Origin of the sequence: Pseudomonas sp. UBT (assembly GCF_050915955.1) — a bacterium.
Taxonomy (GTDB): domain Bacteria; phylum Pseudomonadota; class Gammaproteobacteria; order Pseudomonadales; family Pseudomonadaceae; genus Aquipseudomonas; species Aquipseudomonas antarctica_A.
In genome coordinates this window covers 3,294,519-3,316,601 of sequence record NZ_CP168079.1, presented here as the reverse complement: position 1 = coordinate 3,316,601, position 22,083 = coordinate 3,294,519, and the positions used below count along the sequence as shown (strand labels likewise).

Genomic DNA, 22,083 nt, shown 5'->3' with positions numbered 1-22,083 from the left:
TGCTCTCTCAATTAAATCGTTGCGTCAGGCTACTTCACACAACGCACTCGGGTCGATGGAAAGTGCCAGGCGCTGCCCATCCGGGTGCAGGTCGTCGGCGGAACGGTTGAGCACGTCGACCACCAACTCCACGCCGCGCGCTTCAACGCGGTAGCGAATCACGTTGCCCAGCAGGCTGTGGCTACGCACCAGGGCGTCCAGCTCGCCGCTGCGGCTCAGTTCGATGGCTTCCGGGCGAATCGCGATGCGCCCGCTGATCGGGCGTTGCAGCAATTGGCTGGCCTTGTCGGCGTCGAGCAGGTTGTAGTTGCCGATAAACCCGGCGGCGAATACATCCACCGGCGCAGTGTAGAGGGTCTCGGCATCGCCGCTCTGCACAATCTTGCCCTGGTTCATCAGGAAGATGCGGTCCGACATGGTCAGGGCTTCTTCCTGGTCATGGGTCACGAAGATCGTGGTCAGCCCCAGTTCACGCTGGATCTGGCGGATCTGTTCGCGCAGATGCTTGCGGATCCGTGCGTCCAGCGCCGACAGCGGCTCATCCAGCAGCAACAGGCGCGGGCGGGTCACCAGGGAGCGGGCGAGTGCCACACGCTGGCACTGGCCGCCGGACATCTGGTGCGGGTAGCGACCGGCGAGTTCCTTGAGTTCCACCAGTTGCAGCACTTCCTGCACACGCTTGTGGCTGTCGTCGGCGTTGACCTTTTGCATGCGCAGGCCGAAGGCGACGTTCTGTTCCACGGTCATGTTGGGGAACAGCGCATAGCTCTGGAATACCATGCCGATATGCCGTTTCTGCGGGCTCAGGGGGACGATGTCCTGGCCATCCAGCAGAATTTTCCCACTGTCCACCGACGTAAGCCCGGCGATGCAGCGCAGCAAGGTCGACTTGCCGCAGCCGGACGGGCCGAGCAGGGTGACGAACTCGCCCTTGGCGATCTCGCAGTTGATGTCGCTGAACACCGGGGTGCCGGCGTAGCCTTTTTGCAGGTGTTGGACGCTGACGAAGCTCATTGGCTTTTGTCCTTGTTCAAGATATTGGCGGCCCAGGTCAGCACCAGCACAAAGAAGAAATAGGAAATGACGATGGCACTGGTGAAGTGGCCGCTCGTGTTGCGCATGTTGTTCAGGTAGACCTGCAGGGTTTCATAGCGGGTGCCCACCAGAATATTGGCAAACACGAACTCACCGAACAGAAACGAGAACGACAGCAGCAGCGCCACCATCAGGCCTTTGCGCAGGTTTGGCAGCACCACCAGGATCGCCGCCTGCCAAGTGCTGGCACCCAGCAGTTGCGAGGCGTCCATCAGGTCGCGCAGGTTGATCGCTTGAAGGTTGTTGGTGATCGCGCGGTACATGAACGGTAGAGCCACGGTGAAGTAGCAGCCGATCAGAATCCACGGCGTGCCCACCATTGCAAATGGCCCGGAGCCATACAATTGCAGCAAGCCCACAGATGACACCACCGGCGGCACCGCGAAGGGCAGCAGGATCAAAATGTTCATCAGCGCGTCGAGTTTGGGGAAGTGGTAATGCACCACGAACAGCAGCGGCAAAATCAGCACCACCGACAGGATCAGTGCGCCCACGCACACCAGCAGCGACTGGCCGAAGGCAGCCAGGAAGCGTGGGTCGCTCCAGAGCTGCACGTACCATTTGACGGTGAAACCGGCTGGCAAGATCGTCGCCGACCAACTGCTGGCAATGGAGTAGACAAAGGTGCCCACCAGCGGCAACACCAGGATCGCGAATAACACATACACCACTACCCGATGGTAGAGGGAGGCCGAGCCGGCTTCAGCGCGAGACATGGTAGCTCCTCTTGAGCAGCAGTTGATGGACCACGGTGACCACCGTCATCAGCGCCACCAGCACCACGGCCAGGGCACTGGCCATGTTCGGGTCAAGGGAGATGTCGCCGGAGACCATTGCCGCGATGCGAATCGGCAGCACGTTGAAGTTGCCGGTGGTCAGCGCGTACACCGTGGCATAGGCGCCAAGGGCGTTGGCCAGCAGGATCACGAAGGTGCCGAGCAGGGCAGGGGTGAGCACCGGCAGACCAATGTGCCGCCAGAACTGCCAGCCGTTGGCGCCGAGCAGCGAGGCCGACTCCCGCCAGTCTTCACGCAACGCGTCGAAGGCGGGGTAAAGCAGCAGCACGCCCAGTGGAATCTGGAAGTAGGTATAGAGAATGATCAGCCCGGTCTTGGAGTACAGGTTGAAGTCCTGAATGATCCCGGCCTGCTTGAGCATGATGGTGATGCTGCCGTTGAAACCCAGCAGGATGATGAACGCGAAGGCCAGGGGCACGCCGGCAAAGTTGCTGGTCATGTTGGCAAAGGCGGTCACGAAGTTGCGCAGCGGCCCGTCCACACGGCGCAACGAGTAGCTGCCGAGCACCGAGATGATGATGCCGAACACGCTGGAATAGAAGCTGATCTCCAGGCTGTACTGGATGGCCTGCAGGTAGAACTTCGAACTGAAGATCCTGGTGAAGTTGGCCAGGCCCCAGCCGAACTCCTCCGATTGCAGGCTGTTGATCATCACCCACACCAGCGGGGCGATTTCAAACACGATAAAGAACAGCGCAAACGGTACCAGGCAGAGGATCGCCAGCCATTTGCCACGGATGATGGAGTTCACTTCAGCAGCTCCCGGCATACAGGTTTGTCGTGGGGTACGCCGAGCAGTTCGCAGACGGTGCCGCACAGTTCGGTTTGCTTGGGGCTGGCAGAAGGGTCGAAGTTGAAGGCCGAGCCCAGCACGAACAGCGGCACTTCACGTTCTTCCGGCAGCAGGCCGTTGTGGGAGCGATCGTTGTTCATGCCGTGGTCCGCAGTCACCAACACCTGGTAACCGGCATCGAGCCAGCCTTGCAGGTAGTCGGCGAGGATGATATCGGCCGAGCGCGCGCTGTTGCGGTATTGCGGCGTATCGAGGCCATGCTTGTGGCCGGCGTCATCAATGTTCATCGGGTGCACCACCAGGAAATTCGGCGCGTGTTTGCGGCGCAGGCTTTCGGCGTCCGCGAACAGGTGCGAATCCGGGTAGTGGTCATTCCAGTAGAAATGCCCGTGTTGGATCGCCAGCGTCTTGTCGTCGGTATGACGATCACGCGCGGCAATAAAGGGCGTGCGGTTATACAACTCGCTGACCCAGTGATAAGCCGCCGCCGCTGTAGTGAGACCTGCGTCGGTGGCGTAATGGAAAATGCTGCGCTGGTTGGACAGGCGCGAGACATTGTTGTGGACGATGCCGCTGTCGATCGGTGGCACGCCGGTGAGGATGCATTCATACAACGGCCGGGACAGAGCCGGCAGTTCACAGTCCAGTTTGTAAAGCGCTGCGCGTCCTGCGCCGATATAGGCCTGGAGATGCCCCATGGCATGTCGGGCAACCTCGTAGTTCAGGCCGTCGAGCACCACAAGGATGACGTTGTGCTTCATAGGGGGAGACGCTCCGCAACGGCTGGTTTGGCTCGGTTTCATCCTGGAACCGGATCAAATGTGGGCGCTTGCTTATGTGGGAGCTGGCTTGCCTGCGATAGCATCACCTCGGCTTACATGACACACCGAGTCGTTTGCATCGCGGGCAAGCCCGGCTCCCACACAAGCCAGTTCCCACACTGACCGTGTTTACAGCTCAGGCCTTACTGCATATTGATGATGACTTCTTCCTGCCACTTCTGCGGCAGTGCCTTGGAGGTCTTTTCCCAAGCATCGGCATCTTTGATCGGCGTGACTTTCTTGTACTGCTCGTTAGGCAGCAGCTTGGCCTGGACGTCGGCAGGCAAGGTCAGGTGCTCGGCACGGATCGGACGGGCGTTGCCGCGCGCCAGGTTGGTCTGGCCGGCGTCGCTGAAGATGTATTCACGGGTCAGCTTGGCGGCGTTCGGGTGCTTGGCGTATTTGTTGATGATGGTGGTGTAGCCGGAAATCACCGAGCCGTCCGATGGGATCAGCACGACGTAGTCATCCGGGTTGGCCATCTTGGCTTTATAGCTCAAGCCGTTGAAGTCCCAGACCACACCCACTTCCACTTCGCCTTTTTCCATGGTGGCGATGGTCGGGTTGGCCAGTGACAGGCGGCCTTGCTTGGCGATCTCGGCAAACATCAGCAGGGCAGGCTGAATGTTCTTCTCGTCGCCACCATTGGCCAGGGCTGCTGCGAGCACGCCGTTGGCGGCTTGTGCAGCGGTGCTCACGTCACCGATGGAAACCTTGTATTTGCCGGTCTTCAGGTCAGCCCAGCTTTTTGGGGCTTCGGAGCCGTGCAGCAGCTTTTTGTTGACGATAAAGGCGATGGTGCCGGTGTAGGCCAGGGCCCAATTGCCGTCTTTATCTTTCGCCCAATCCGGGACTTGCGCCCAGGTGCTCGGCTTGTACGGCTGCGCAACGCCCTGTTTCACCGCGATCGGGCCGAAGGCCGCGCCGACATCACCGATATCGGCGCTGGCGTTGTCTTTTTCGGCGGCGAACTTGGCGATTTCCTGGGCCGAGCTCATGTCGGTGTCGATGTGCTTGAGGCCATAGGTCTTGGCCAGGTCTTCCCAGGTGCCTTTCCAGTTGGCCCAGTCATCGGGCATGCCGACGCTGTTGACGGCGCCTTCCGCTTTCGCGGCGGCTTCCAGCGTTTTCAGATCGGTATCAGCGGCCATGGCGGCGGTGCATATGGCAATGGTCGAGCCTAACAGTGATGCCAGGAAAAGCTTTTTCATCCGAAGCTCCTTTGGGCGTTTTCAACGCGGCGTTTTTAAGAACGTTTGCGGGGGGGGCGGTTCATCACTGATTTCTTGTGGCGCGTTGCGCCTGAAAGCCGGCCGGGCTAGGCGCAGTCCGCAGGTAAGGGTCGTTTCCTTGCCAAGGACTGCAACACAGCCTGGCCGGCTTTCAGGCGCAACCCGAAGGGCCGGGCCTGATTTTGCGCAGGGCTGCGTTACTCGTCGCTTATTTGGAACAACCAAACCACGCTCCTCGCGCCTTGCCCTGCACAAAATCAGGTCCGGCGCGCCCCAAGAAATCAGTGATGAATCGCCCCTTTGGTCTAGGTCAGAGCAATACCTGAGCCAATCTAGGCTCGATGGATGACAGTTTCATGTCTGTGTCGTTTTTAAATCGCTTTTGTCGCTCAGTGCAGACTCAGCGTAGACCATGCTCAAGTACCCGCAGGCCCTGGACTTGGCCGATGTATTGCAGGGTGTGGTGCAGGGCCTGGACAGGGACTGTCATCTGTCGGTCATCTGTAATGCCTAGGCTGGCAGGCAATAGCAGAAGCCCAAATAAAGCGCGGTTTGTGCACTTGAACGGTGCTGGTCTAGTCCAGATAGGTAATGTTGATGCGTGATGAGGCAATCAAGGCGGTGACCTCCATCGGCCTGGCGCTGCAAGAGCAGATCGACCACGGCCTGTTAACGCCTGCGAGTAAATTGCCCGCCGAGCGCAAGCTCAGCGAGTTGTTTGGTACCACTCGAATTACTGTGCGGGAAGCCTTGTTACAACTGGAGGCCCAAGGGCAGATTTATCGCGAGGAACGCCGCGGGTGGTTTGTTTCGCCGCCACGGCTGGCTTACAACCTGATGCAACGCAGCCACTTTCACGCGATGGTCAGCGACCAGGGGCGGGTGGCGTCGACCGAGGTGATTTCTGCGCGCCTGCAACCGGCGTCGGCGGCGGTGTGTGCATGGCTGCAATTGCCGGCGCTGTCGAGTGTGATCCAGATTTGCCGGGGCCGAAGGATTGATGGGCGCCTGGTGTTGTATGTGGAGCACTACCTGAACCCGCAGTATTTTCCGGGCATTCTGGAATGCGACCTGAATCAATCAATGACCGAGCTGTATGCGCGCAAGTACGACTTGCATTACGGCCGTGTGCGCTTCGAAATCGTACCGACGTCATTGCCGGTGGAAGCCGCCGGCGCATTGCGCGTGTCGGTGGGCAGCCCGGGCTTGCGCATCGCACGGGTGAACTATGACCAGCATCAGCGGTTGATCGACTGCGACCTGGAGTTTTGGCGGCATGATGCGATTCATGTCGGCGTCGATGTGGTTTGACAGTCGGGTGCCGGGCTGGCTGACCATCAGCCGATGCACCGCGAGCTTAATGTGGGAGCTGGCTTGCCTGCGATGCGGGCGCCTCGGTACATCACACAGACCACGTTGTTGCTTTCGCAGGCAAGCCAGCCCCCACACTTGAATCGATCTCGACTTGAAGAGTCGCTCGCCTATGGCATCAGGGTTTTAATGACCTGATCCACATTGGTTTCCAGCTCTGCCACCGGGTCCGCTCCGTCGACATTCAATACCAACAGTTGCGCACCCCCTGCCGTCACCGCCGCTTTAATCGCTTCACTTGGCTGACGATGATGCAGCACCACCGCCACGTCGCTGTCCTTCAAGCGGGCACTTAATGCCTGCAACGCTTGTGGCGTCCAGTCCGCATCCGGCCGTGCATCGGTACCGGCCACTTCCAGGTTCAGGCTGCTGACCAGGTACGCGAAGTGATCGCTCAGGCTGACCACGCTCAGGTTGTCCGCCTTGGCCAGCCGCGCTTCGCTGTCGGCGCTGAGCTTGAGCAGGCGTTGCTTGAGGGCCGCCAGGTTGGCGTCGATCTTCGGTTTGGCGTTGGGCGCCAGGCGACCAAGGTCGGCGGCCATCACATCGGCCATGCGCCCCATATTGTTGCCCGACTGCCAGGGCTGGCTGTTCAAGCCATCGGCACTGCCCGGTTGCACGGCGATGCCTGGCAAGCCGCCGTCCACCGGGCGCGCGGCGTCGACTTCGACGATACGGATATTGCTGCGCCGCGCCACCGGGTACAGCGGGTCGTCCGCCCACAGCGAGCGCAGGCCGATGGCGGCGTCGGCATCCTGCGCCAGGGTATTCAGCGCCGGGGCGCCACGGCCCGTGAAGTAGGACACCTGGCGCGAGCCGGGCAGGTTGGCCGGCGCAGCACGCTCAAGCTGCACGTCGGTGCCCTTGAGCAGCACCTCGGCCAGCCCGTAGGTGATGGGCAACGACGCCAGGACCTTGACCGTTTTTTTGGTTTGGGTCAGGGCGGCATGGCCGAGGCCTTGGTTGACTTTGAATTCCTTGGGGTCGAGGCCGTCAACGGCCAGCGCCGAGGTGCTGAGCAAACAAGCGATGGCCAGGGCCAGTGGGCGAAAGACAGGGCGCATTATCCAAGATTCCCTTTGAGGCTGGGCACAGTGCCGCGCGCGATGGCGGCGAAGGCGAAGGCGATACCGGCCACCAGAATGATCGCGGCGCCGGAGGGGATGGGCAGGTCGAAGATGATCGGCAACAGGATGCCGCACAGCGTGCTGACCGTGGCAATCATCACGGATACCCAGAAAAACCCCTTGAGCGACTGGCTCAGCAGGCGCGCCGCAGCGGCCGGAATCACCAGCAGCGCGCCCACCAGGATGGCGCCGATCACCTTGACGGCCGCCACAGTAATCAGCGTCACCAGGATCACGAACAGGTAGTCCAACGTCTTCACGGCCACACCGCGCACCGCTGCCAGCTGTGGGTTGAAGCTGGCCAGCATGATGCGGTTGTACAGTGGCAGCGCCAGGGCCATCACCAGCGAACCGACAATTGCGATTACCAGCAAGTCATTGCCGTTAACCGTCAACACCGAGCCAAACAGCACGTTTTCCAGGATATGCACGTTGATCTTGCCTGCCAGGATCAACAGCAGGCTCGCGCCCAACGCCAGCGACACCGACAGGAACACGCCGATCAAGGTGTCTGGCGCCAACCCTGTGCGGTTGCGCAGGTAATTGAGCAGAATGCCAAACAGCAGGCAGTAGCCGAACAGTGCGCCATAGGGCCCGGTGTAGGGTTCGCCGAGCAGAATGCCCACGGCCACGCCGGTCAGTGCAGCATGCCCGACAGCCTCGGAGAAAAACGCAAAGCGCTTGACCACCACCAGCGTCCCCAGGCCGCCAAGTACCGGGCCGATCAGCAAACCGGCGAGCAAGGCATTGACCACAAACCCATAGGCCAGCGCCTCCGGCAGGTACCCGGACGAGGCCCAGCCCTGGACCATCAAACGAAACGCTTCATAACTCATGGCGCCGAGCTCCGAGGATGGGTGGAGAACAGGGTCAGCAAGCGGTCCGGGGTCAATGCCTCTTTGGGCGTGGCGTCGAACAGCACGCGGCGGTTCAGGCCGGTGACGCGGTCGGCGAGACGGCCGACGGCGTCCAGGTCATGTTCGATCCATAGCACGGTGATCCCGGCCAGCCGCCAGTCATGCAGCAGTCGCTCGAATACCTGGATGCCCGCTTCATCAAGGGCCGACATCGGTTCATCCAGCACCAGCAGGTGTGGCGCCGGGATCAGGCCCTGGGCCAGCAAGACACGCTGACGCTCACCGCCGGATAACGCGCCCATGCGGCGTTTGCGTTTGTCCTGCATGCCCACCCGTTCCAGCGCCTCACCAATCGCGGCGGCGTAGTGTTTGGACAGGCCCAGAAACGCCGGGCGCCGTTGACACATGGCGGCCATGAAATCGTCCACCGTCATCGGCAAGCCGCGGTCGAATTCCAGCGCCTGGGGCACGTAACCGATGGTGCCGGGCGTATTTGGCCACTGCAGGCGCAATTGACCGTGGTGCGGCGTTTGCCCCAGCAGGGTCTTGATCAGCGAACTTTTGCCGCCGCCGTTCGGGCCGACCAACGCATGGATGCTGCCCGGTTCTACCTGGAAACTGACAGCGTCAAGAATCACCGTGCGGCCCAGGGTCAACGACACCTTGTCGAAGTCGAGGGTTGGGCCGATGCTGGCCACTTTGAGTTGTTCCGCGGCTGTCATGCCCCCGACTCCTGAATCGCCCGCACCACGGTGTTGAGGTTGCCGGTCATTTCCACTTCGTACTTTTCAGGGGTGTATTCGCCGTAGGAGATATGCGACAGCGGGTACAGCTTGACCCCGGATTCACGCTGGATGGTCTCGACGTAGGTGGACGGGAAATCCATCTCCGAGAAGATCACCTTCACATCCAGGGCGCGCAGTTCGTCGATGGTTTTTTTCAACTGGCTGGGGCTTGGCTCGATGCCGTGGGCGGGCTCGACCACGGCGGTGACTTCCAGGCCGAACTCGCGCAGCAGGTAGTCGTAGGCGGCGTGCACGGTGGCCACGCGCAGGTCGGGGTTGGGTGCGCTGGTCAGCTTGGCCAGGGCGTCGGCGCGCATCTGGCGCAGGCGTTTGCCGTAGGCACGGGCGTTCTGGGTGTAGGCCTTGGCATTGTCCGGGTCAAGCTTGCCCAACTCGCGGGCGATGTTGTTGACTTGGGCAATCGACGCGCTGATCGACAGGAAGGTGTGCGGGTTGACCACCTTGCCCGCGCCACGCGCGGCATTGCCCGTGGCGGCGAGCAACGGCACGTTGGCGTTGGCCTCGATCACCGGGATGTCCGGGCGCTCACTGGTGGCGATCATACGGTCGGCGAAATCGTCATGGCCGACGCCGTTGAGCACGATCACGTCGAGGGTGCCGATGCGCTTGATGTCTTCGGCGCGGGGCTCATAGGCGTGCGGGTTGAAGCCGGCCGGAATCAGCGGGACCACGTCGGCCTTGTCGCCGACAATGTTAGCCACGTAGCTGTAGTAAGGGTGCAGGGTGATGCCGATACGCAGGCGTTTGGCCGCCTCGGCATTTGCCAAGGGCGCCAGCATCAGGCTGAACAGGCTAACCAGCAACAGGCGCAACAAGGGAGATGAAATAGACATGGGCACTTGGTCTTCTCGTTCAGTGACGGTGCTGGCGCGTAACGCCGGCATCGAATTGCGCGACCACCTGCTGCCAGCCGGCAGCGATCAGCGCCTGGTCAGTGAGGTCGGAAGGGGCGGCGAGGTGGGGTTGGCGGTTGAGCCAGATATCCGGTTCGGCACCGTGCACGCGCATCAGCAGCGAGCCGCTGGTGCTCGGCGTCTGGCTCAAGCCCAAATAGGCAGCAGGCGCCAGCAACGCCCAGCGGTGGTCGCCACGGCTGACCGAACTGGCGTCCTGGGCAAACGGTGCGAAACCTTCTTCGGCCAGTTGCGCAGGCGTCGGCAGGGCGCTTTGCTCCTGTTGCAGCAGCTGGATTTCATCCAGGGTCACCCGCAGGTCGGCATAGATGCCTTGTTCGGATGCGCTGAGGTCGCGACGGGCGTCCAACTGGTGGCTGGGCAGCGCCGCGACTTCCTGAGTTTCACCGTGCAGGGCCACCACCGAACCGGCCACCGCGAGGATGATCAGGCACAGCAGGAGCACGTAGAGGGTTTCGTGGCCGGCACCGGCGGGGCGTACAACCTGTGTCGTGCTCATTGAGGCTGGATATCCGCTTGGTCGATTTCAACGACGTGGCCGGGGCCCGCGTCAAACAGCATATAGAACTCGGCCGCGGGCTTCTTGAAAGTCAGGGTTGAGTCCTGGCCGAGTTTGCCGGGCAGCAGGATGGTTTCGTCGTAGCCGATGACGTCCAGGGTCACGCCCGGGGCGCCGCTGCCGTCGGAGAAACCGCCGGTGCACTGGATCTGCTCGCCGGGTATTTCCTTGCATTCGCACATCGGGTTGTGCGCCAGGGCGGTGGTACTGAAACCTGCGCAAAGTAACAGCGCCGCAGCGGTGCGGGTCAGACGCTTGAACGTCATGGTTTAACTCCTTGCTTGTTCAGCCAGGCAATGGTGGCAGGCGAGGCCTGGCTCAGCGGGATGGAACCCTGGTGCATCGTGCCGTCCCAGCCTTCCATGGTGACCCACAGTTCGGCGTCGACCGGCGTGCGTTCAGGCACTGGTAATGCGGCGCCCATGCGGTAGGGCGTACCGAAGAAGATCACCCCGGCGGCGCGCAAGCTGCGCGGTTTGCCGATACGCAGGTAGGTGGCCTTGACCTGCTCGGCGCAGGTGTCACACAGGGCGGCGTTGAAGAATTTCATCGGGCCGGCCGGGTCCGGGCTCGGGCCTTCGTTGCGGAATTCGGCGAGTTTCAGGCTCCAGGGGCCGACCTGCACGTCGCCGACGACCCGCTCGCCAATGCCGGTATCCCCGCGAAACAACGCGGCGTCGGCGAAGTATTTGGGCATGAACCCCAGGGGCACCAGCAACAGCAGGATGTTGATATGGAACCGCCATTTCAGCCAAAAAGCGCGCAGCGGCGAAGGCGGCGTAGCGCGAGCGACCTTGCTCATGAGTTGGCCTCCGAGGTTTCAGCCTGCATGGCGAGGGCGGCGGCCGGCGCACGTTGCGTCTTGGCTTCGCGCTTGAGCGCATTGAGGGTGGCCAGGGCGGTGCGCTTGATCCAGATCAGCAGGCCGCTCAACACCATCATGCTCAGCACCAGGCCGAAGAATGCCCAGATCAGCTTGATCCACAGCCCACCAAAGTCGCCGGTGTGCAGCGGGCGCATGGACTCGGTGACGAACTCCAGCGTCGAGCGGTCGGACAGCAAGTGCGACACCGCGATTTCGCCGCTGTACGGGTTGAGTTGGGCCGTCTGGAACATCAACGGGTACCAGCCGCGCCCGCCGATTTGCAGGTGGCTATAGGCGTTGAGCGGCAGGAACACGAACGTGGCATCCAGCCCGGGAATGCGTTGGGTGGCAATGCCGATGGCGTCGTCCAGTGGGATCATCGGTGCCGGCACGCCGGGCGCGGACAACGGCACCTTTTCACGGGCGATCACCGGGACGATCGGTTCGCTGGAGATGGAAATCTGGTTGTCCCCCAGGATCGCCTGGATCAGGAACCAGGTGCCGGTGATGGAAATCACCGCGATAAACCAGATTGACCAGATCCCGCTCAGGCGGTGGAAGTCCCCCCAGAAGATTCGCGCACCGTGACGGATACGCAGGGTCGGTCGCAGAAAACCCTTCCAGAAACGCTTGTAGACCACCAGCCCGGTCACCAGTGACGCCAGCAACGGCAGGCCGAGCGCCGAGACCAGGTACCAGCCCCAACTGAAGCCATTGGTGAACGGCACCAGCCACCAGCCGTGCAGGGCGCGGGTAAATTGCTTGAAGTTGAAGGCTGGGCTGATGCCCTGGATCGCCCCGGTGTAGGGGTTGACGTAGACCTCAACGGAACGCCCATCCGGGTAGCTGAGGTCGACACTGAGGGCGAAGTGCGTTTCGTCCGGGCGGATGATCGACTGCACGATCACCTGGGGCTCTTGGCGTTTGATCGCGGCGATCACCTGGTCAAAGCTCAGCATCCGGGCATCCTCCGACGGCTTGCTTGCACGGATATCCGGGTTGGCCAGCCATACGATTTCCTGGCTGACCACCGCCAGGGTGCCGGTGACGCAGACGATCAGTACAAAAAACCAGATGGGCAACGCCAGCCAGCTGTGCACAAGAAACCAAAGCTTTGAACGTGACTTCTTTGACAGGTGAACGTTTGACATGTGAATACGGTCTTGAGCGGAGGAGGGCGATGGAGGCCCGGAAAAGGCCGGTCGTAGCTTTTGCTGACGCGACGGGCTGTATCTAAGTTAAGACGGATGAGGATGAGAAATCCCCAGGCCGCATATGAAAGAAAATGTTTCAGGTTCACATTCGCAGTGCTTTCAGGCGTTGATCGAACACGAAACATGTTCCAAGCCATCACCCAGGTGCCATTGATGGGGCCGGGGGGCTGCGTAGGATGGGGGCATACCGTTGAGTGAGCCCGAAGAAAAAATGACTGCCAGAACCCTCTACGACAAACACATCGATTCCCATACGGTGTGCCCCCTGGACGATCAGGGCCATGTCCTTCTATACATCGACCGCCAGGTGATCAACGAATACACCAGCCCCCAGGCATTCAGCGGCTTGCGCGAGGCCGGGCGTAAGGTTTGGCGCCCCGGCACGGCGCTGGCAGTGGTTGACCATGTAAACCCCACCACGCCCACGCGTATTGCGGCGATGCCCGATGCGGGCGGCGCGCGGCAGGTTTCGTACCTGGCGGAAAACTGCCGGGACTTCGGCATCGAGCTGCTGGATATCCTCGACAAGCGCCAGGGCATCGAACACGTGATCGCGCCGGAGCAGGGCTTTATCCTGCCGGGCATGGTGATCGCCGCCGGTGACAGCCACACCACCACCTATGGTGCGTTGGGCGCTCTCGGTTTTGGTATCGGCACTTCGGAAATCGAGCACCTGCTGGCCTCGCAGACCCTGGTTTACAAACGCCTGAAAAGCATGCGCGTGACCGTTGACGGCGAACTGGCGCGCGGCCTGACCTCCAAGGACGTGATCATGGCGCTGATCGGCAAGATCGGCGCGTCCGGCGCCACCGGCTATGCCATCGAGTTTCGCGGCTCCACTATTGATGCACTGAGCGTCGAAGCACGCATGACTATCTGCAACATGGCCGTGGAAGCCGGTGCGCGCGGCGCATTTATGGCACCGGACGAAAAAGTCTTCGCCTACCTCAAGGGCAAGCCCCGCGCGCCCAAGGGCGAGGTGTGGGAGCAGGCATTGGTGAGTTGGCGCCAACTGTATTCGGACGCCGATGCGGTGTTCGACCAAGAAGTACATCTGGATGCCAACACCCTGGAACCCATGGTCACCTGGGGCACCAGCCCCGACCAGGCCGCGCCCATCGGCGCCCGCGTGCCCGACCCGCAAGACGTGAGCGACCTGATCCTGCGCCAGGACATGCGCCGCGCGCTTAATTACATGGGCCTGGAAGCCGGGATGCCACTGAGCGATATCGTGATCAGCCATGCGTTTATCGGCTCCTGCACCAATGCCCGCATCGAAGACCTGCGCGACGCCGCCAGTGTCGTGCGCGGTAAACACGTGGCCGACCACGTACGGGCGATGATCGTCCCCGGCTCCACCGAAGTGCGCGACCAGGCCGAAGCCGAAGGGCTGGCGGCGATCTTTATCGACGCTGGTTTCGAATGGCGCCAGTCAGGCTGCTCGATGTGCCTGGCGATGAACGACGATGTGCTGGCCCCCGGCGACCGCTGCGCTTCCAGCACCAACCGCAACTTCGAAGGCCGCCAGGGCGCCGGCGCCCGCACTCACCTGATGAGCCCGGCCATGGTCGCCGCTGCCGCCATCACCGGCCGCCTCACCGATATTCGTCACTTTGGAGACCGCGCATGAGCCTGCAACCGTTCACCCTGGTTACCGGCAAGGCCGCGCCGATGCTTGCGGCGAATATCGACACCGATGTGATCATGCCCAAGCAGTTTCTCAAGGGTATCGACCGCAGCGGCCTCGACCGTGGGTTGTTCTTCGACCTGCGCTTCCTCGCGTCAGGCGAGCCCAACCCGGCATTCGTGCTCAACCAGCCGGCCTGGCAGGGCGCGCGCTTTATGGTGGTCGGGCCGAACTTCGGCTGTGGCTCCAGCCGTGAGCATGCGGTGTGGGGCTTGAAGCAAATGGGTATTCGCGCGCTGATCGGCAGCCGCTTTGCCGGCATCTTCTATGACAACTGCCAGCGTAACGGCGTGTTGTTGATCACCCTGGACGAGGCGGTGCTGCAGGCGCTCGGGCAGACTGTAAGCCAGCCTGAACAGGCGCAGATCAGTGTGGATCTGCAGGCGCAGCAGATTCGTTTGGCGGACGGCGAGGTGATCCCCTTCCAGATCGACACCTTGCGCAAGACCGCGTTGCTGCTCGGCCTGGATGCGATTGGCAGCACCTTGCAGCGCAGTGAACAGATCCAGGCGTTCGAGCGCAGGCACCTGGCGGCCAACCCCTGGCTCGGTTGACACACCGGGCGCCGTAGACTTAAGTGGGACCGACAAGGAAGTCGGCTCATTATAAGAAAAGGAAGTGTCTGACATGGACGTGCTGAACGTTGATCCTGAATCAACGCGGTCGACCCGCAATGCACGCTTGATCATCTTCGCCCGCGGGGTGTCGGATTTCGGCGCGTTCCTCAACATGGTGGCGTTGTCCACTTACGTCTACTGGCTCAGCCAAAGCGTGGTGTTTGTCAGTGTTTTCCTGGCGTGCCGCGTCACCGGTGGGATTATTGCGAGCCTGTTCGGTATTCCTTTTTTCAGGCGCTTTGCCGGGCGTGGCACGTTGGCCGGGCTGGACCTTGCCCGAGCATTACTGCTGATGCCGCTGCTGGTGTTGATACCGGCGCATCAGCTCAGCGTGCTGCCCTTTATCGCGTTTGGCATTGGCCTGTGCAATTCGTTGTTCGCCATTGGCCTGAACAGCCAGTTACCGACATGGGTGGCGCTTGAGCAGCGGGTGAGCACCAATGCGTGGATCACGTCGGCGGCGGCGACCGGCGCGGTGTTCGGCAGTTTGCTGTCGGGGTTGCTGATTGCCACGGGAGGCTTCGAGGCGGTGTTTGCCGTGAATATCGGCACCTATATCCTGGCGGCCTGCCTGATCTTGCCATTGCGTGTGTTGTACACAGTGGCCGTCGCCGCGCATCGCGGGCTTTCGGCTGAGTGGCGCGAGCTGACCCAAGGGCTGCGTGGGGCGCCGGTGCTGGCGGCGATGTTGTTGATCAGCATGCTCGACACCCTTGGCAGCGCGGCGCATAACGTCGGCTGGCCGGTGCTGTCGCAGTACATTTCGCCGGACACGGCCAAGACCGTCATGGGCTATTTGCTGGCGGTGTGGGCGTGTGGCAAGTTCGTTGGCGCGCGAATCGCCAGTGCGCTGCTCAAAGGCCGTGGCACCCAAGCCATGGAGCGCTTGTTCATGCTGGGCGTGGCGCTGATGTCCAGCGGCTTTATCCTGACCTTCCAGCAAACCGAACTGTGGCTGGCATTGCTGCTGGTGGTGTGGGCGGGGCTGGGTGATGGCGTGTCCGAGGTGGCGTTGGTGTCCCGCGCGCAAAGCGAGCCCGATAGCCTGCGCCTGCCGCTGTTCAGCTTATTGACCCTGATCCAGATGGCCGGCTTTGGCGTAGGCATGCTCGTGGTCGGGCCGTTCTACCTGACGTGGGCACCGTCCCAAGTGATCGTGTTGTTCCACGGGCTGCCGTTGACCGCCCTGGTGGTCATGGGCTTATGGCTGGGTTACAGCGCCAATCGGGGCGTCAGATCGACAACCCCTTGAAGTGCTCCTGCAAAAATTCCACACACGCTCTTAATTTTCCGGAGTACGCCAACCGCGTCGGGTACACCGCCCACACGTTGGCACTCTGGGTGTAGTCGTGCAGCACCTGCACCAGCTTGCCTTGTTCCAGCAGCGGCTTCACATCCCACATCGAGCGCAGCAACACCCCGCGTCCGTCCAGGGCCCACTGCAACACGATCTCGCCATTGTTGGAGGACAGTGGCCCGCGTACGCGAACACTTTGCGCGCTGCCATCACGCTCCAGGTTCCAGATGCCAAAGGCGTTGTCACGCTCCTTGAGCACCAGGCAGTCGTGCTGCTCCAGGTCACTCAACTGTTGCGGCGTGCCCCGGCGCTTCAGGTAAGCCGGCGCCGCGCAAAGCACCCGGCGGTTGCTCACCAAGCGTCGGCCGATGTGTTGACCGGGAATGTCATCGCCCACGCGAATCTCCAGGTCGAAGCCTTCGCTGACGATGTCCACCACGCGGTCGAACAGGTCCAGGCGGATTTCCAGGTCCGGGTATTGTTCGGCCAGCAACGACAGGGCCGGCGCCACATGGTTGCGGCCAAAGCCGAAGCTGCTGCACAAATGAAGATGCCCACGGGGGCTGTCGTGGGCGTCGCAGAGCTCATCGGAAAGTTGCTGGAAATCTTCGAGGATGCGCACGGCCCAGCGCTGCACCCGTTCACCGTCTTCGGTCAGGGCGATGCGCCGGCTGGTGCGGTGCAGCAGGCGAGTGGCCAGGGTAGTTTCGAGGATCTGGATGCGCTTGCTGACATACGCAGGCGACAGGCCCAACTCATCGGCGGCGGCAGCGAAACCCGCCTTGCGAATCACGGTCAGGAACACCCGCAGGTCTTCGGGTAGGGGCACGTTATCTTTCTTGTTAGTCATCAGAAAACAAGCGTGGCGGCATGAGCCGCCAGCATAGCACCGGATGCGCGCACCTTCCGGCGCGCCTGGGCGTGAATGCTTATTCGGCAGCGATCTTCGCTTGCGCGGCACGCGCATGCCGGCCATGTTTGAGGGCAATCGGCGCCATCTTGTCGCGATCCAGCTCACCTTCCCAGGCGGCCACCACCAGCGTGGCGACGGCGTTGCCGATGATATTGGTCAGCGAGCGGCATTCAGCCATGAAGCGGTCGACGCCAAGGATCAGCACCATTGCCGCCACGGGGACAGTCGGCACCACCGCCAGGCTCGCAGCCAATGCCACAAAGCCTGCACCGACCACCGCACCGGCGCCTTTGGAGGTGAGCATGGCCACGGCCAGCAACGTCAGTTGTTGCTCCAGCGGCAGGTCGATATTGGTGGCCTGGGCCAGGAACAACACCGCCAACGTCATATAAATGTTGGTGCCGTCCAGATTGAAGGTGTAGCCGGTCGGCACCACGATGCCCACCACGCCTTTGGACGCGCCGAGGCTTTCGAGTTTCTGGATCAGTTGCGGCAGCGCCGACTCCGACGAACTGGTGCCCAGCACGATCAGCAGTTCCGACTTGATGTAAGCCATCAACTTGAAAATGCTGAAGCCGGCGTAACGGGCGATGCTACCCAGTACCACCGCGACAAAAAACAACGCGGTGATATAGAAGGTGCCGACCAGTTTCAGCAGCGGTAGCAATGAGCCCACGCCGTACTTGCCGATGGTGAAAGCAATCGCGCCGAAGGCGCCGATAGGCGCTACACGGCTGATCATCGCTACGATGCGGAAAAATACCTCGCTGGCCTGGTTGATGACGCTCACCAGCGGCCGCGCTTTCTCACCGACCATCACCAGGCCGAGGCCGAACAGCACGGAAATAAACAGTACCGGCAGAATTTCACCTTTGGCGAAGGCATCAAAAAAGGTCGCTGGGATGACATTCAGCAGAAACCCGGTCACGCCTTCACTGTGCTGCGCCTGGCCGACAAAGCCGGCGATGGCCGAACTGTCGAGGGTCTTCACGTCGATATTGAAACCGACGCCCGGGTGCAGCAGGTGCGCAGCGAGAATGCCGATCAGCAGCGCGATGGTCGAGACGATCTCGAAGTACAGCAGCGCCTTGCCACCCACCCGGCCGACCTGTTTCACATCGTGCATGCTGGTGATGCCGGAAACCACGGTGCAGAAGATGATCGGGCCGATGATCATCTTGATCAGCTTGATAAACCCGTCGCCAAGAGGCTTGAGGTCGATACCGATTTGCGGCCATACGTGGCCGATCAACACACCCAGCGCGATAGCGATGAGCACCTGCACGTACAGGGTTCCCAGCAGTTTTCGGATTGTCATTGTTATTATCTCGAGGGGCTTTTTTTGGGCAAAGCGAACCCGTCGCAGACATTTTCAGCCGGCGAGGCGGGTCCGTCAGGTCACGGGGTCATACGGCTCAGCGCAGGAAGGTCAGGACTTCGCCAAGCAACAGTTCAGGGACTTCTTCGGCGATGTAGTGGCCGGCGGGCAGGGCTTTGCCACGGACATCGGTGGCGACTTTCTGCCATTCCTCAAGCGGTTCGAAACAGCGGCCGACAGTGCCTTCGGCGCCCCACATCACCAGCAACGGCAGGTTCAGGTGGTTGCCGGCGTCGATATCCGCCTGGTCGTGCTCAAGGTCGATACCGGCGGCAGCGCGGTAGTCTTCGCAGATACCGCGAGCCGTACCTGGCAGTTGCAGGCAGCGCAGGTATTCGGCGAAGGCTTCATCGGTAAACGGCTTGAGCCCGGCACTGCGGCTGCCCATCACGCTGCGCAGGTACAGCTCGGGGTTGCTCTCGATCAAAGCCTCCGGCAGCGGCGCCGGGCGGATCAGGAAGAACCAGTGCCAGTAGGCGCGGGCGAAGGCTTCGTCGGTCTGGGCGTACATCGCCAGGGTTGGCGCGATATCCAACAGCACCATGCGTTGCACGGCGTTCGGATGGTCCAACGCCAGGCGATGGGCGACCCGGGCACCGCGGTCGTGGGCCAGTACCGAGAACGTGTCAAAGCCCAGGGCCTTCATCAGTTCGACGCCGTCGCGGGCCATTTCCCGCTTCGAGTAGTTGCTGTGGTGATCGTTGGCCGGCGGCTTGCTGCTGTCACCGTAGCCGCGCAGGTCGGCGGCCACCACGGTGAAATGCTCGGCCAACTGTTCGGCGACTTTGTGCCAGATGACGTGGGTTTGCGGGTGCCCGTGCAACAGGAGCAGACCGGGACCTGTACCGCCTTTGCGGTAACTGATGTCCACGCCGTTGACGTGGCACTGGTCTTTTTGGAATCCGGCGAACATGGAATGACTCCTTGTGATGATTGCCTGCATCCTGGAATCACGCAGCGTTCGGGGCAAGGGGGAAAGCGTGTAGGGGTTGTTCATGAAGTGTGTAGGAGCCTGCCGGCCTGCCCCGATCGCTCAGACAATGAGGACCCCTGTGGGCGCTGGCTTGCCTGCGATGGTATCGACGCGATGTACCTGAAACACCGAGCTGTCTGCATCGCAGGCAAGCCAGCGCCCACATTTGATGTGTATTACAGGCGCGCGCTCAGCCTTGCTTGAACATCGCTTCGGCGCGCTGGCGGATCTGTGCTTCGGTCAGGTCTTCCTTGCGTGTGGCCAGGAACCACAGATGGCCGAATGGATCTTTCACGCTCGCCGACCGGTCGCCGTAGAACTGATCCTTGGGCTCTGATACCACACTGGCGCCTGCCGCAACGGCTTGCTCGAATTGCGCATCCACGTCGTTCACATACAGGTGCAAGCCGACACTGGTGTGTTCGTCCGGATTGCGCAATGCCATTTCAGCGCAGGGCGAGCCCAGCATGATCGCCGAGTCACCGATGCGCAGTTCGGCGTGGCCGACCTTGCCGTCGGGCATGTCCAGGCGCATGACTTGCGTGGCACCAAAGGCTTTCTTGTAGAACTCGATGGCTTCGGCGGCGTTGTCGATGCCCATATAAGGCGTAACGCTGTGATAACCCTCGGGGATAGGTTTGGCACTCATGTCGTTCTCCTTGATTGTGGTTATGGAGGTACGGGCTATTTACTATAGGCCACGTATCGCGCGGCTTGCGGGCAGCCGACGAGGTGTTGGCCAGGCAACAGTGAACAGGCAGATTGCTGCGCCAAAGGCGGTTTTCGATCTCGGTTTGGTGGCCAGGGCGCCTGTTTCGGGGCACGGCACAGAAGCTGCAATAGAGCAGACAAACCATTCGCCCGAGAGCGTTGTATGTCTGTACTGCCTGTGTCTGCCGATTACCCCATTCACGCACCCCATGCCGAACTGATCCGCGATGAAGCCCAGGCGGTTGCCGTCGCCCATCGCGTTGCCGCCGTGCTGCTGGAGCAGGACGCCGAACGCGACCGCACCCGCCAGGTCCCCGCCGAGGTGGTCGACCTGTATTCCAACAGCGGCCTGTGGGGCATCAGCGTGCCGCGCGAGTTTGGTGGCGCCCAAGTCTCCTATGCGGTGCTGGCCCAGGTGATTGCGATTATCTCGGCGGCCGACCCATCGCTGGGGCAGATCCCGCAGAACCACTACTGCCTGCTGGAGGATATTCGCCTGCAAGGCACGCCCGAGCAGCAGGCGCATTTCTTCGGCCTGGCGCTGCAAGGCCATCGTTTTGCCAATGCGCTGTCGGAAACCGGCGGCAAGCACGTGCAGGACATCCAGGCCACGATTCGACGCGAAGGCGACGGTTATGTGATCAACGGCCGCAAAGGTTACTGCACCGGTTCGCTGTACGCCCACTGGTTGGCGGTGTTGGCGCTGGATGAGCAGCAAAATGCGCAACTGGCCTTCGTCAAGCGTGGCACAGAAGGGCTGGTGGTCGTCGACGACTGGGACAGCATGGGCCAGCGCACTACCAGCAGCGGCAGCGTGCTCGCGGAAAACCTGCGGGTGTCGGCTTTCAATCTGTTTCCTACGCATAAATCCTACGATTCCCCGACCCTTGCCGGTCCTTTCGCACAACTGACCACCGCCGCCATCGACGCCGGAATTGCCCGTGCCGCGTTGCGCGACACTGTGCAGTTCGTGCAGCAATTTGCCCGGCCGTGGATCGACGCCGGGGTGCAAAAAGCCAGTGAAGACCCGCTGACCATCATTCAGGTCGGCGCCCTGGATATTCGCCTGGAAGCCGCCGAAGCCCTGTTGCAACGCGCCGGGTTTGCCCTGGACGCCGCACGCCCGGCACCGAATGAAGACAACGTCGCCCACGCGTCCCTGGCCGTGGCTCGGGCCAAGGTGTTGACGACTGAAATCGCCATAGAAGCCAGCAACAAACTGTTCGAACTTGGCGGTACTCGTTCGACGCTGAAGAAGCACAACTTCGACCGCCACTGGCGCAACGCGCGGGTGCACACCCTGCACGACCCGGTGCGCTGGAAATACCACGTGGTGGGCAACTGGTTGCTCAATGGCACCCGGCCGCCAAGTCACGACTGGTCATAACGCATGGCCGAGTTATTTAAAAACATCTATTGGGCTGACATCGGCCAAGCCTGCCTGGAAACCCTGAGCATGCTCGGCGCCGCGCTGGGTTTTACCGTGCTGCTGGGGTTGCCGCTCGGCGTGCTGCTGTTTCTCACCGGCAAGCGCCAGTTGCACGAAGCGCTGGTGGTGTATCGGTTGCTGTCAGTGGTGGTCAACGTGCTGCGGTCGCTGCCGTTCATCATCCTGCTGATTGTGTTGATCCCGCTGACCACGTTGCTGGTCGGCACGTCCCTCGGCGTGCCGGGCACCATCCCGCCGCTGGTGGTGGGCTGCACCCCGTTTTTTGCGCGGCTGGTGGAAACCGCGTTGCGCGAGGTGGACCGCGGTGTGGTGGAGGCAACCCAGTCCATGGGCGCCAGTACCTGGCAGGTAGTCCGCCACACGCTGTTGCCGGAGGCTCGCGGTGGGTTGCTGGCGGCGGTGACCGTGACCGCAATTGTGCTGGTGGACTACACCGCCATGGCTGGGGTGATCGGCGGGGGTGGCCTCGGTGACCTGGCGATTCGCTATGGCTATCAGCGTTTCCAGACCGACGTAATGGTGGTCACCGTGGTGCTTTTGCTGGTGCTGGTGCAGGCCCTGCAGATGACGGGTGACCGTTTGGTAGCGCGTTATAGCCGCCGTTAA

The 22,083-nt window shown here is 61.7% G+C and carries 23 protein-coding genes; 6 read left to right on the top strand and 17 right to left on the bottom strand.

The window, feature by feature from the left end:
- Positions 1-24: 24 nt before the first annotated feature.
- The 5 genes from ACDZ94_RS15140 to ACDZ94_RS15120 all read right to left on the bottom strand — a co-directional run bounded on the left by ACDZ94_RS15140 (position 25) and on the right by ACDZ94_RS15120 (position 4,717).
- The gene (locus ACDZ94_RS15140; protein ID WP_064451675.1) at positions 25-1,014 is read right to left on the bottom strand and encodes an ABC transporter ATP-binding protein; all 990 of its coding nucleotides are present in this window, start codon (positions 1,012-1,014) and stop codon (positions 25-27) included.
- Positions 1,011-1,811 carry an ABC transporter permease gene (locus ACDZ94_RS15135; RefSeq protein WP_064451676.1) on the bottom strand — a complete coding sequence of 267 codons (801 nt, stop codon included), beginning with the start codon at positions 1,809-1,811 and terminating at the stop codon, positions 1,011-1,013. The genes ACDZ94_RS15140 and ACDZ94_RS15135 overlap by 4 nt, the downstream gene beginning before the upstream one ends.
- Entirely contained in the window at positions 1,798-2,661 is an 864-nt protein-coding gene (locus ACDZ94_RS15130) for an ABC transporter permease (RefSeq protein WP_167353686.1), read from the bottom strand. Before ACDZ94_RS15130 ends, ACDZ94_RS15135 begins: the two co-directional genes overlap by 14 nt.
- Positions 2,640-3,446 carry an alkaline phosphatase family protein gene (locus tag ACDZ94_RS15125; RefSeq protein WP_432750393.1) on the bottom strand — a complete coding sequence of 269 codons (807 nt, stop codon included), beginning with the start codon at positions 3,444-3,446 and terminating at the stop codon, positions 2,640-2,642. The genes ACDZ94_RS15130 and ACDZ94_RS15125 overlap by 22 nt, the downstream gene beginning before the upstream one ends.
- A 203-nt stretch (positions 3,447-3,649) precedes the next feature.
- A complete protein-coding gene (locus ACDZ94_RS15120) occupies positions 3,650-4,717 on the bottom strand; it encodes an ABC transporter substrate-binding protein (protein ID WP_432750392.1) in 1,068 nt (355 codons plus the stop codon).
- Between the two features lie 618 nt (positions 4,718-5,335).
- On the opposite strand from ACDZ94_RS15120, the gene ACDZ94_RS15115 reads away from it, so the two are divergent.
- Entirely contained in the window at positions 5,336-6,049 is a 714-nt protein-coding gene (locus ACDZ94_RS15115; RefSeq protein WP_262667464.1) for a UTRA domain-containing protein, read from the top strand.
- Positions 6,050-6,219: 170 nt separating this feature from the next.
- Here the strand turns inward: ACDZ94_RS15115 and ACDZ94_RS15110 are convergent, their stop codons facing one another.
- The 8 genes from ACDZ94_RS15110 to ACDZ94_RS15075 are packed head-to-tail and all read right to left on the bottom strand — an operon-like array spanning position 6,220 to position 12,373.
- Positions 6,220-7,173: a metal ABC transporter solute-binding protein, Zn/Mn family gene (locus ACDZ94_RS15110; protein ID WP_262667465.1), complete on the bottom strand. Its 954-nt coding sequence runs from the start codon at positions 7,171-7,173 to the stop codon at positions 6,220-6,222.
- On the bottom strand, positions 7,173-8,072 hold the full coding sequence (locus ACDZ94_RS15105; RefSeq protein ID WP_432750391.1) for a metal ABC transporter permease: 900 nt from the start codon (positions 8,070-8,072) through the stop codon (positions 7,173-7,175). The genes ACDZ94_RS15110 and ACDZ94_RS15105 overlap by 1 nt, the downstream gene beginning before the upstream one ends.
- Positions 8,069-8,815 carry a metal ABC transporter ATP-binding protein gene (locus ACDZ94_RS15100; RefSeq protein ID WP_432750390.1) on the bottom strand — a complete coding sequence of 249 codons (747 nt, stop codon included), beginning with the start codon at positions 8,813-8,815 and terminating at the stop codon, positions 8,069-8,071. Before ACDZ94_RS15100 ends, ACDZ94_RS15105 begins: the two co-directional genes overlap by 4 nt.
- Positions 8,812-9,732 carry a metal ABC transporter substrate-binding protein gene (locus tag ACDZ94_RS15095; RefSeq protein WP_053255310.1) on the bottom strand — a complete coding sequence of 307 codons (921 nt, stop codon included), beginning with the start codon at positions 9,730-9,732 and terminating at the stop codon, positions 8,812-8,814. Before ACDZ94_RS15095 ends, ACDZ94_RS15100 begins: the two co-directional genes overlap by 4 nt.
- Positions 9,733-9,751: 19 nt before the next feature.
- A complete protein-coding gene (locus ACDZ94_RS15090; RefSeq protein ID WP_064451683.1) occupies positions 9,752-10,312 on the bottom strand; it encodes a DUF6162 family protein in 561 nt (186 codons plus the stop codon).
- On the bottom strand, positions 10,309-10,638 hold the full coding sequence (locus tag ACDZ94_RS15085) for a hypothetical protein (protein WP_432750389.1): 330 nt from the start codon (positions 10,636-10,638) through the stop codon (positions 10,309-10,311). The genes ACDZ94_RS15090 and ACDZ94_RS15085 overlap by 4 nt, the downstream gene beginning before the upstream one ends.
- On the bottom strand, positions 10,635-11,174 hold the full coding sequence (locus tag ACDZ94_RS15080) for a hypothetical protein (protein WP_064451685.1): 540 nt from the start codon (positions 11,172-11,174) through the stop codon (positions 10,635-10,637). The genes ACDZ94_RS15085 and ACDZ94_RS15080 overlap by 4 nt, the downstream gene beginning before the upstream one ends.
- Positions 11,171-12,373: a PepSY-associated TM helix domain-containing protein gene (locus ACDZ94_RS15075; RefSeq protein ID WP_432751505.1), complete on the bottom strand. Its 1,203-nt coding sequence runs from the start codon at positions 12,371-12,373 to the stop codon at positions 11,171-11,173. The genes ACDZ94_RS15080 and ACDZ94_RS15075 overlap by 4 nt, the downstream gene beginning before the upstream one ends.
- Before the next feature lie 289 nt (positions 12,374-12,662).
- Here ACDZ94_RS15075 and leuC point away from each other — a divergent pair, with 289 nt between their 5' ends.
- The 3 genes from leuC (at position 12,663) to ACDZ94_RS15060 (ending at position 16,007) form a co-directional block, all read left to right on the top strand.
- Entirely contained in the window at positions 12,663-14,081 is a 1,419-nt protein-coding gene (gene leuC / locus ACDZ94_RS15070; RefSeq protein ID WP_432750388.1) for a 3-isopropylmalate dehydratase large subunit, read from the top strand.
- Positions 14,078-14,692 (top strand): 3-isopropylmalate dehydratase small subunit, encoded by a 615-nt coding sequence (gene leuD / locus ACDZ94_RS15065; protein ID WP_064451687.1) that lies wholly within the window; start codon positions 14,078-14,080, stop codon positions 14,690-14,692. Before leuC ends, leuD begins: the two co-directional genes overlap by 4 nt.
- A gap of 73 nt (positions 14,693-14,765) precedes the next feature.
- On the top strand, positions 14,766-16,007 hold the full coding sequence (locus ACDZ94_RS15060) for an MFS transporter (RefSeq protein ID WP_432750387.1): 1,242 nt from the start codon (positions 14,766-14,768) through the stop codon (positions 16,005-16,007).
- Here the strand turns inward: ACDZ94_RS15060 and ACDZ94_RS15055 are convergent.
- The 4 genes from ACDZ94_RS15055 to ACDZ94_RS15040 all read right to left on the bottom strand — a co-directional run bounded on the left by ACDZ94_RS15055 (position 15,988) and on the right by ACDZ94_RS15040 (position 19,965).
- The gene (locus tag ACDZ94_RS15055; RefSeq protein WP_064451689.1) at positions 15,988-16,902 is read right to left on the bottom strand and encodes a LysR substrate-binding domain-containing protein; all 915 of its coding nucleotides are present in this window, start codon (positions 16,900-16,902) and stop codon (positions 15,988-15,990) included. The two genes, ACDZ94_RS15060 and ACDZ94_RS15055, sit on opposite strands and share 20 nt — an antisense overlap.
- A 79-nt stretch (positions 16,903-16,981) precedes the next feature.
- On the bottom strand, positions 16,982-18,283 hold the full coding sequence (locus tag ACDZ94_RS15050) for a dicarboxylate/amino acid:cation symporter (RefSeq protein ID WP_064451690.1): 1,302 nt from the start codon (positions 18,281-18,283) through the stop codon (positions 16,982-16,984).
- Positions 18,284-18,380: 97 nt separating this feature from the next.
- Positions 18,381-19,256 (bottom strand): alpha/beta fold hydrolase, encoded by an 876-nt coding sequence (locus ACDZ94_RS15045; protein WP_432750386.1) that lies wholly within the window; start codon positions 19,254-19,256, stop codon positions 18,381-18,383.
- Positions 19,257-19,506: 250 nt separating this feature from the next.
- Positions 19,507-19,965 (bottom strand): VOC family protein, encoded by a 459-nt coding sequence (locus ACDZ94_RS15040; protein WP_221294354.1) that lies wholly within the window; start codon positions 19,963-19,965, stop codon positions 19,507-19,509.
- 225 nt (positions 19,966-20,190) lie between these two features.
- Here ACDZ94_RS15040 and ACDZ94_RS15035 point away from each other — a divergent pair, with 225 nt between their 5' ends.
- Positions 20,191-21,414 (top strand): SfnB family sulfur acquisition oxidoreductase, encoded by a 1,224-nt coding sequence (locus ACDZ94_RS15035; RefSeq protein WP_432750385.1) that lies wholly within the window; start codon positions 20,191-20,193, stop codon positions 21,412-21,414.
- Between the two features lie 3 nt (positions 21,415-21,417).
- Positions 21,418-22,083: a methionine ABC transporter permease gene (locus ACDZ94_RS15030; protein ID WP_064451693.1), complete on the top strand. Its 666-nt coding sequence runs from the start codon at positions 21,418-21,420 to the stop codon at positions 22,081-22,083.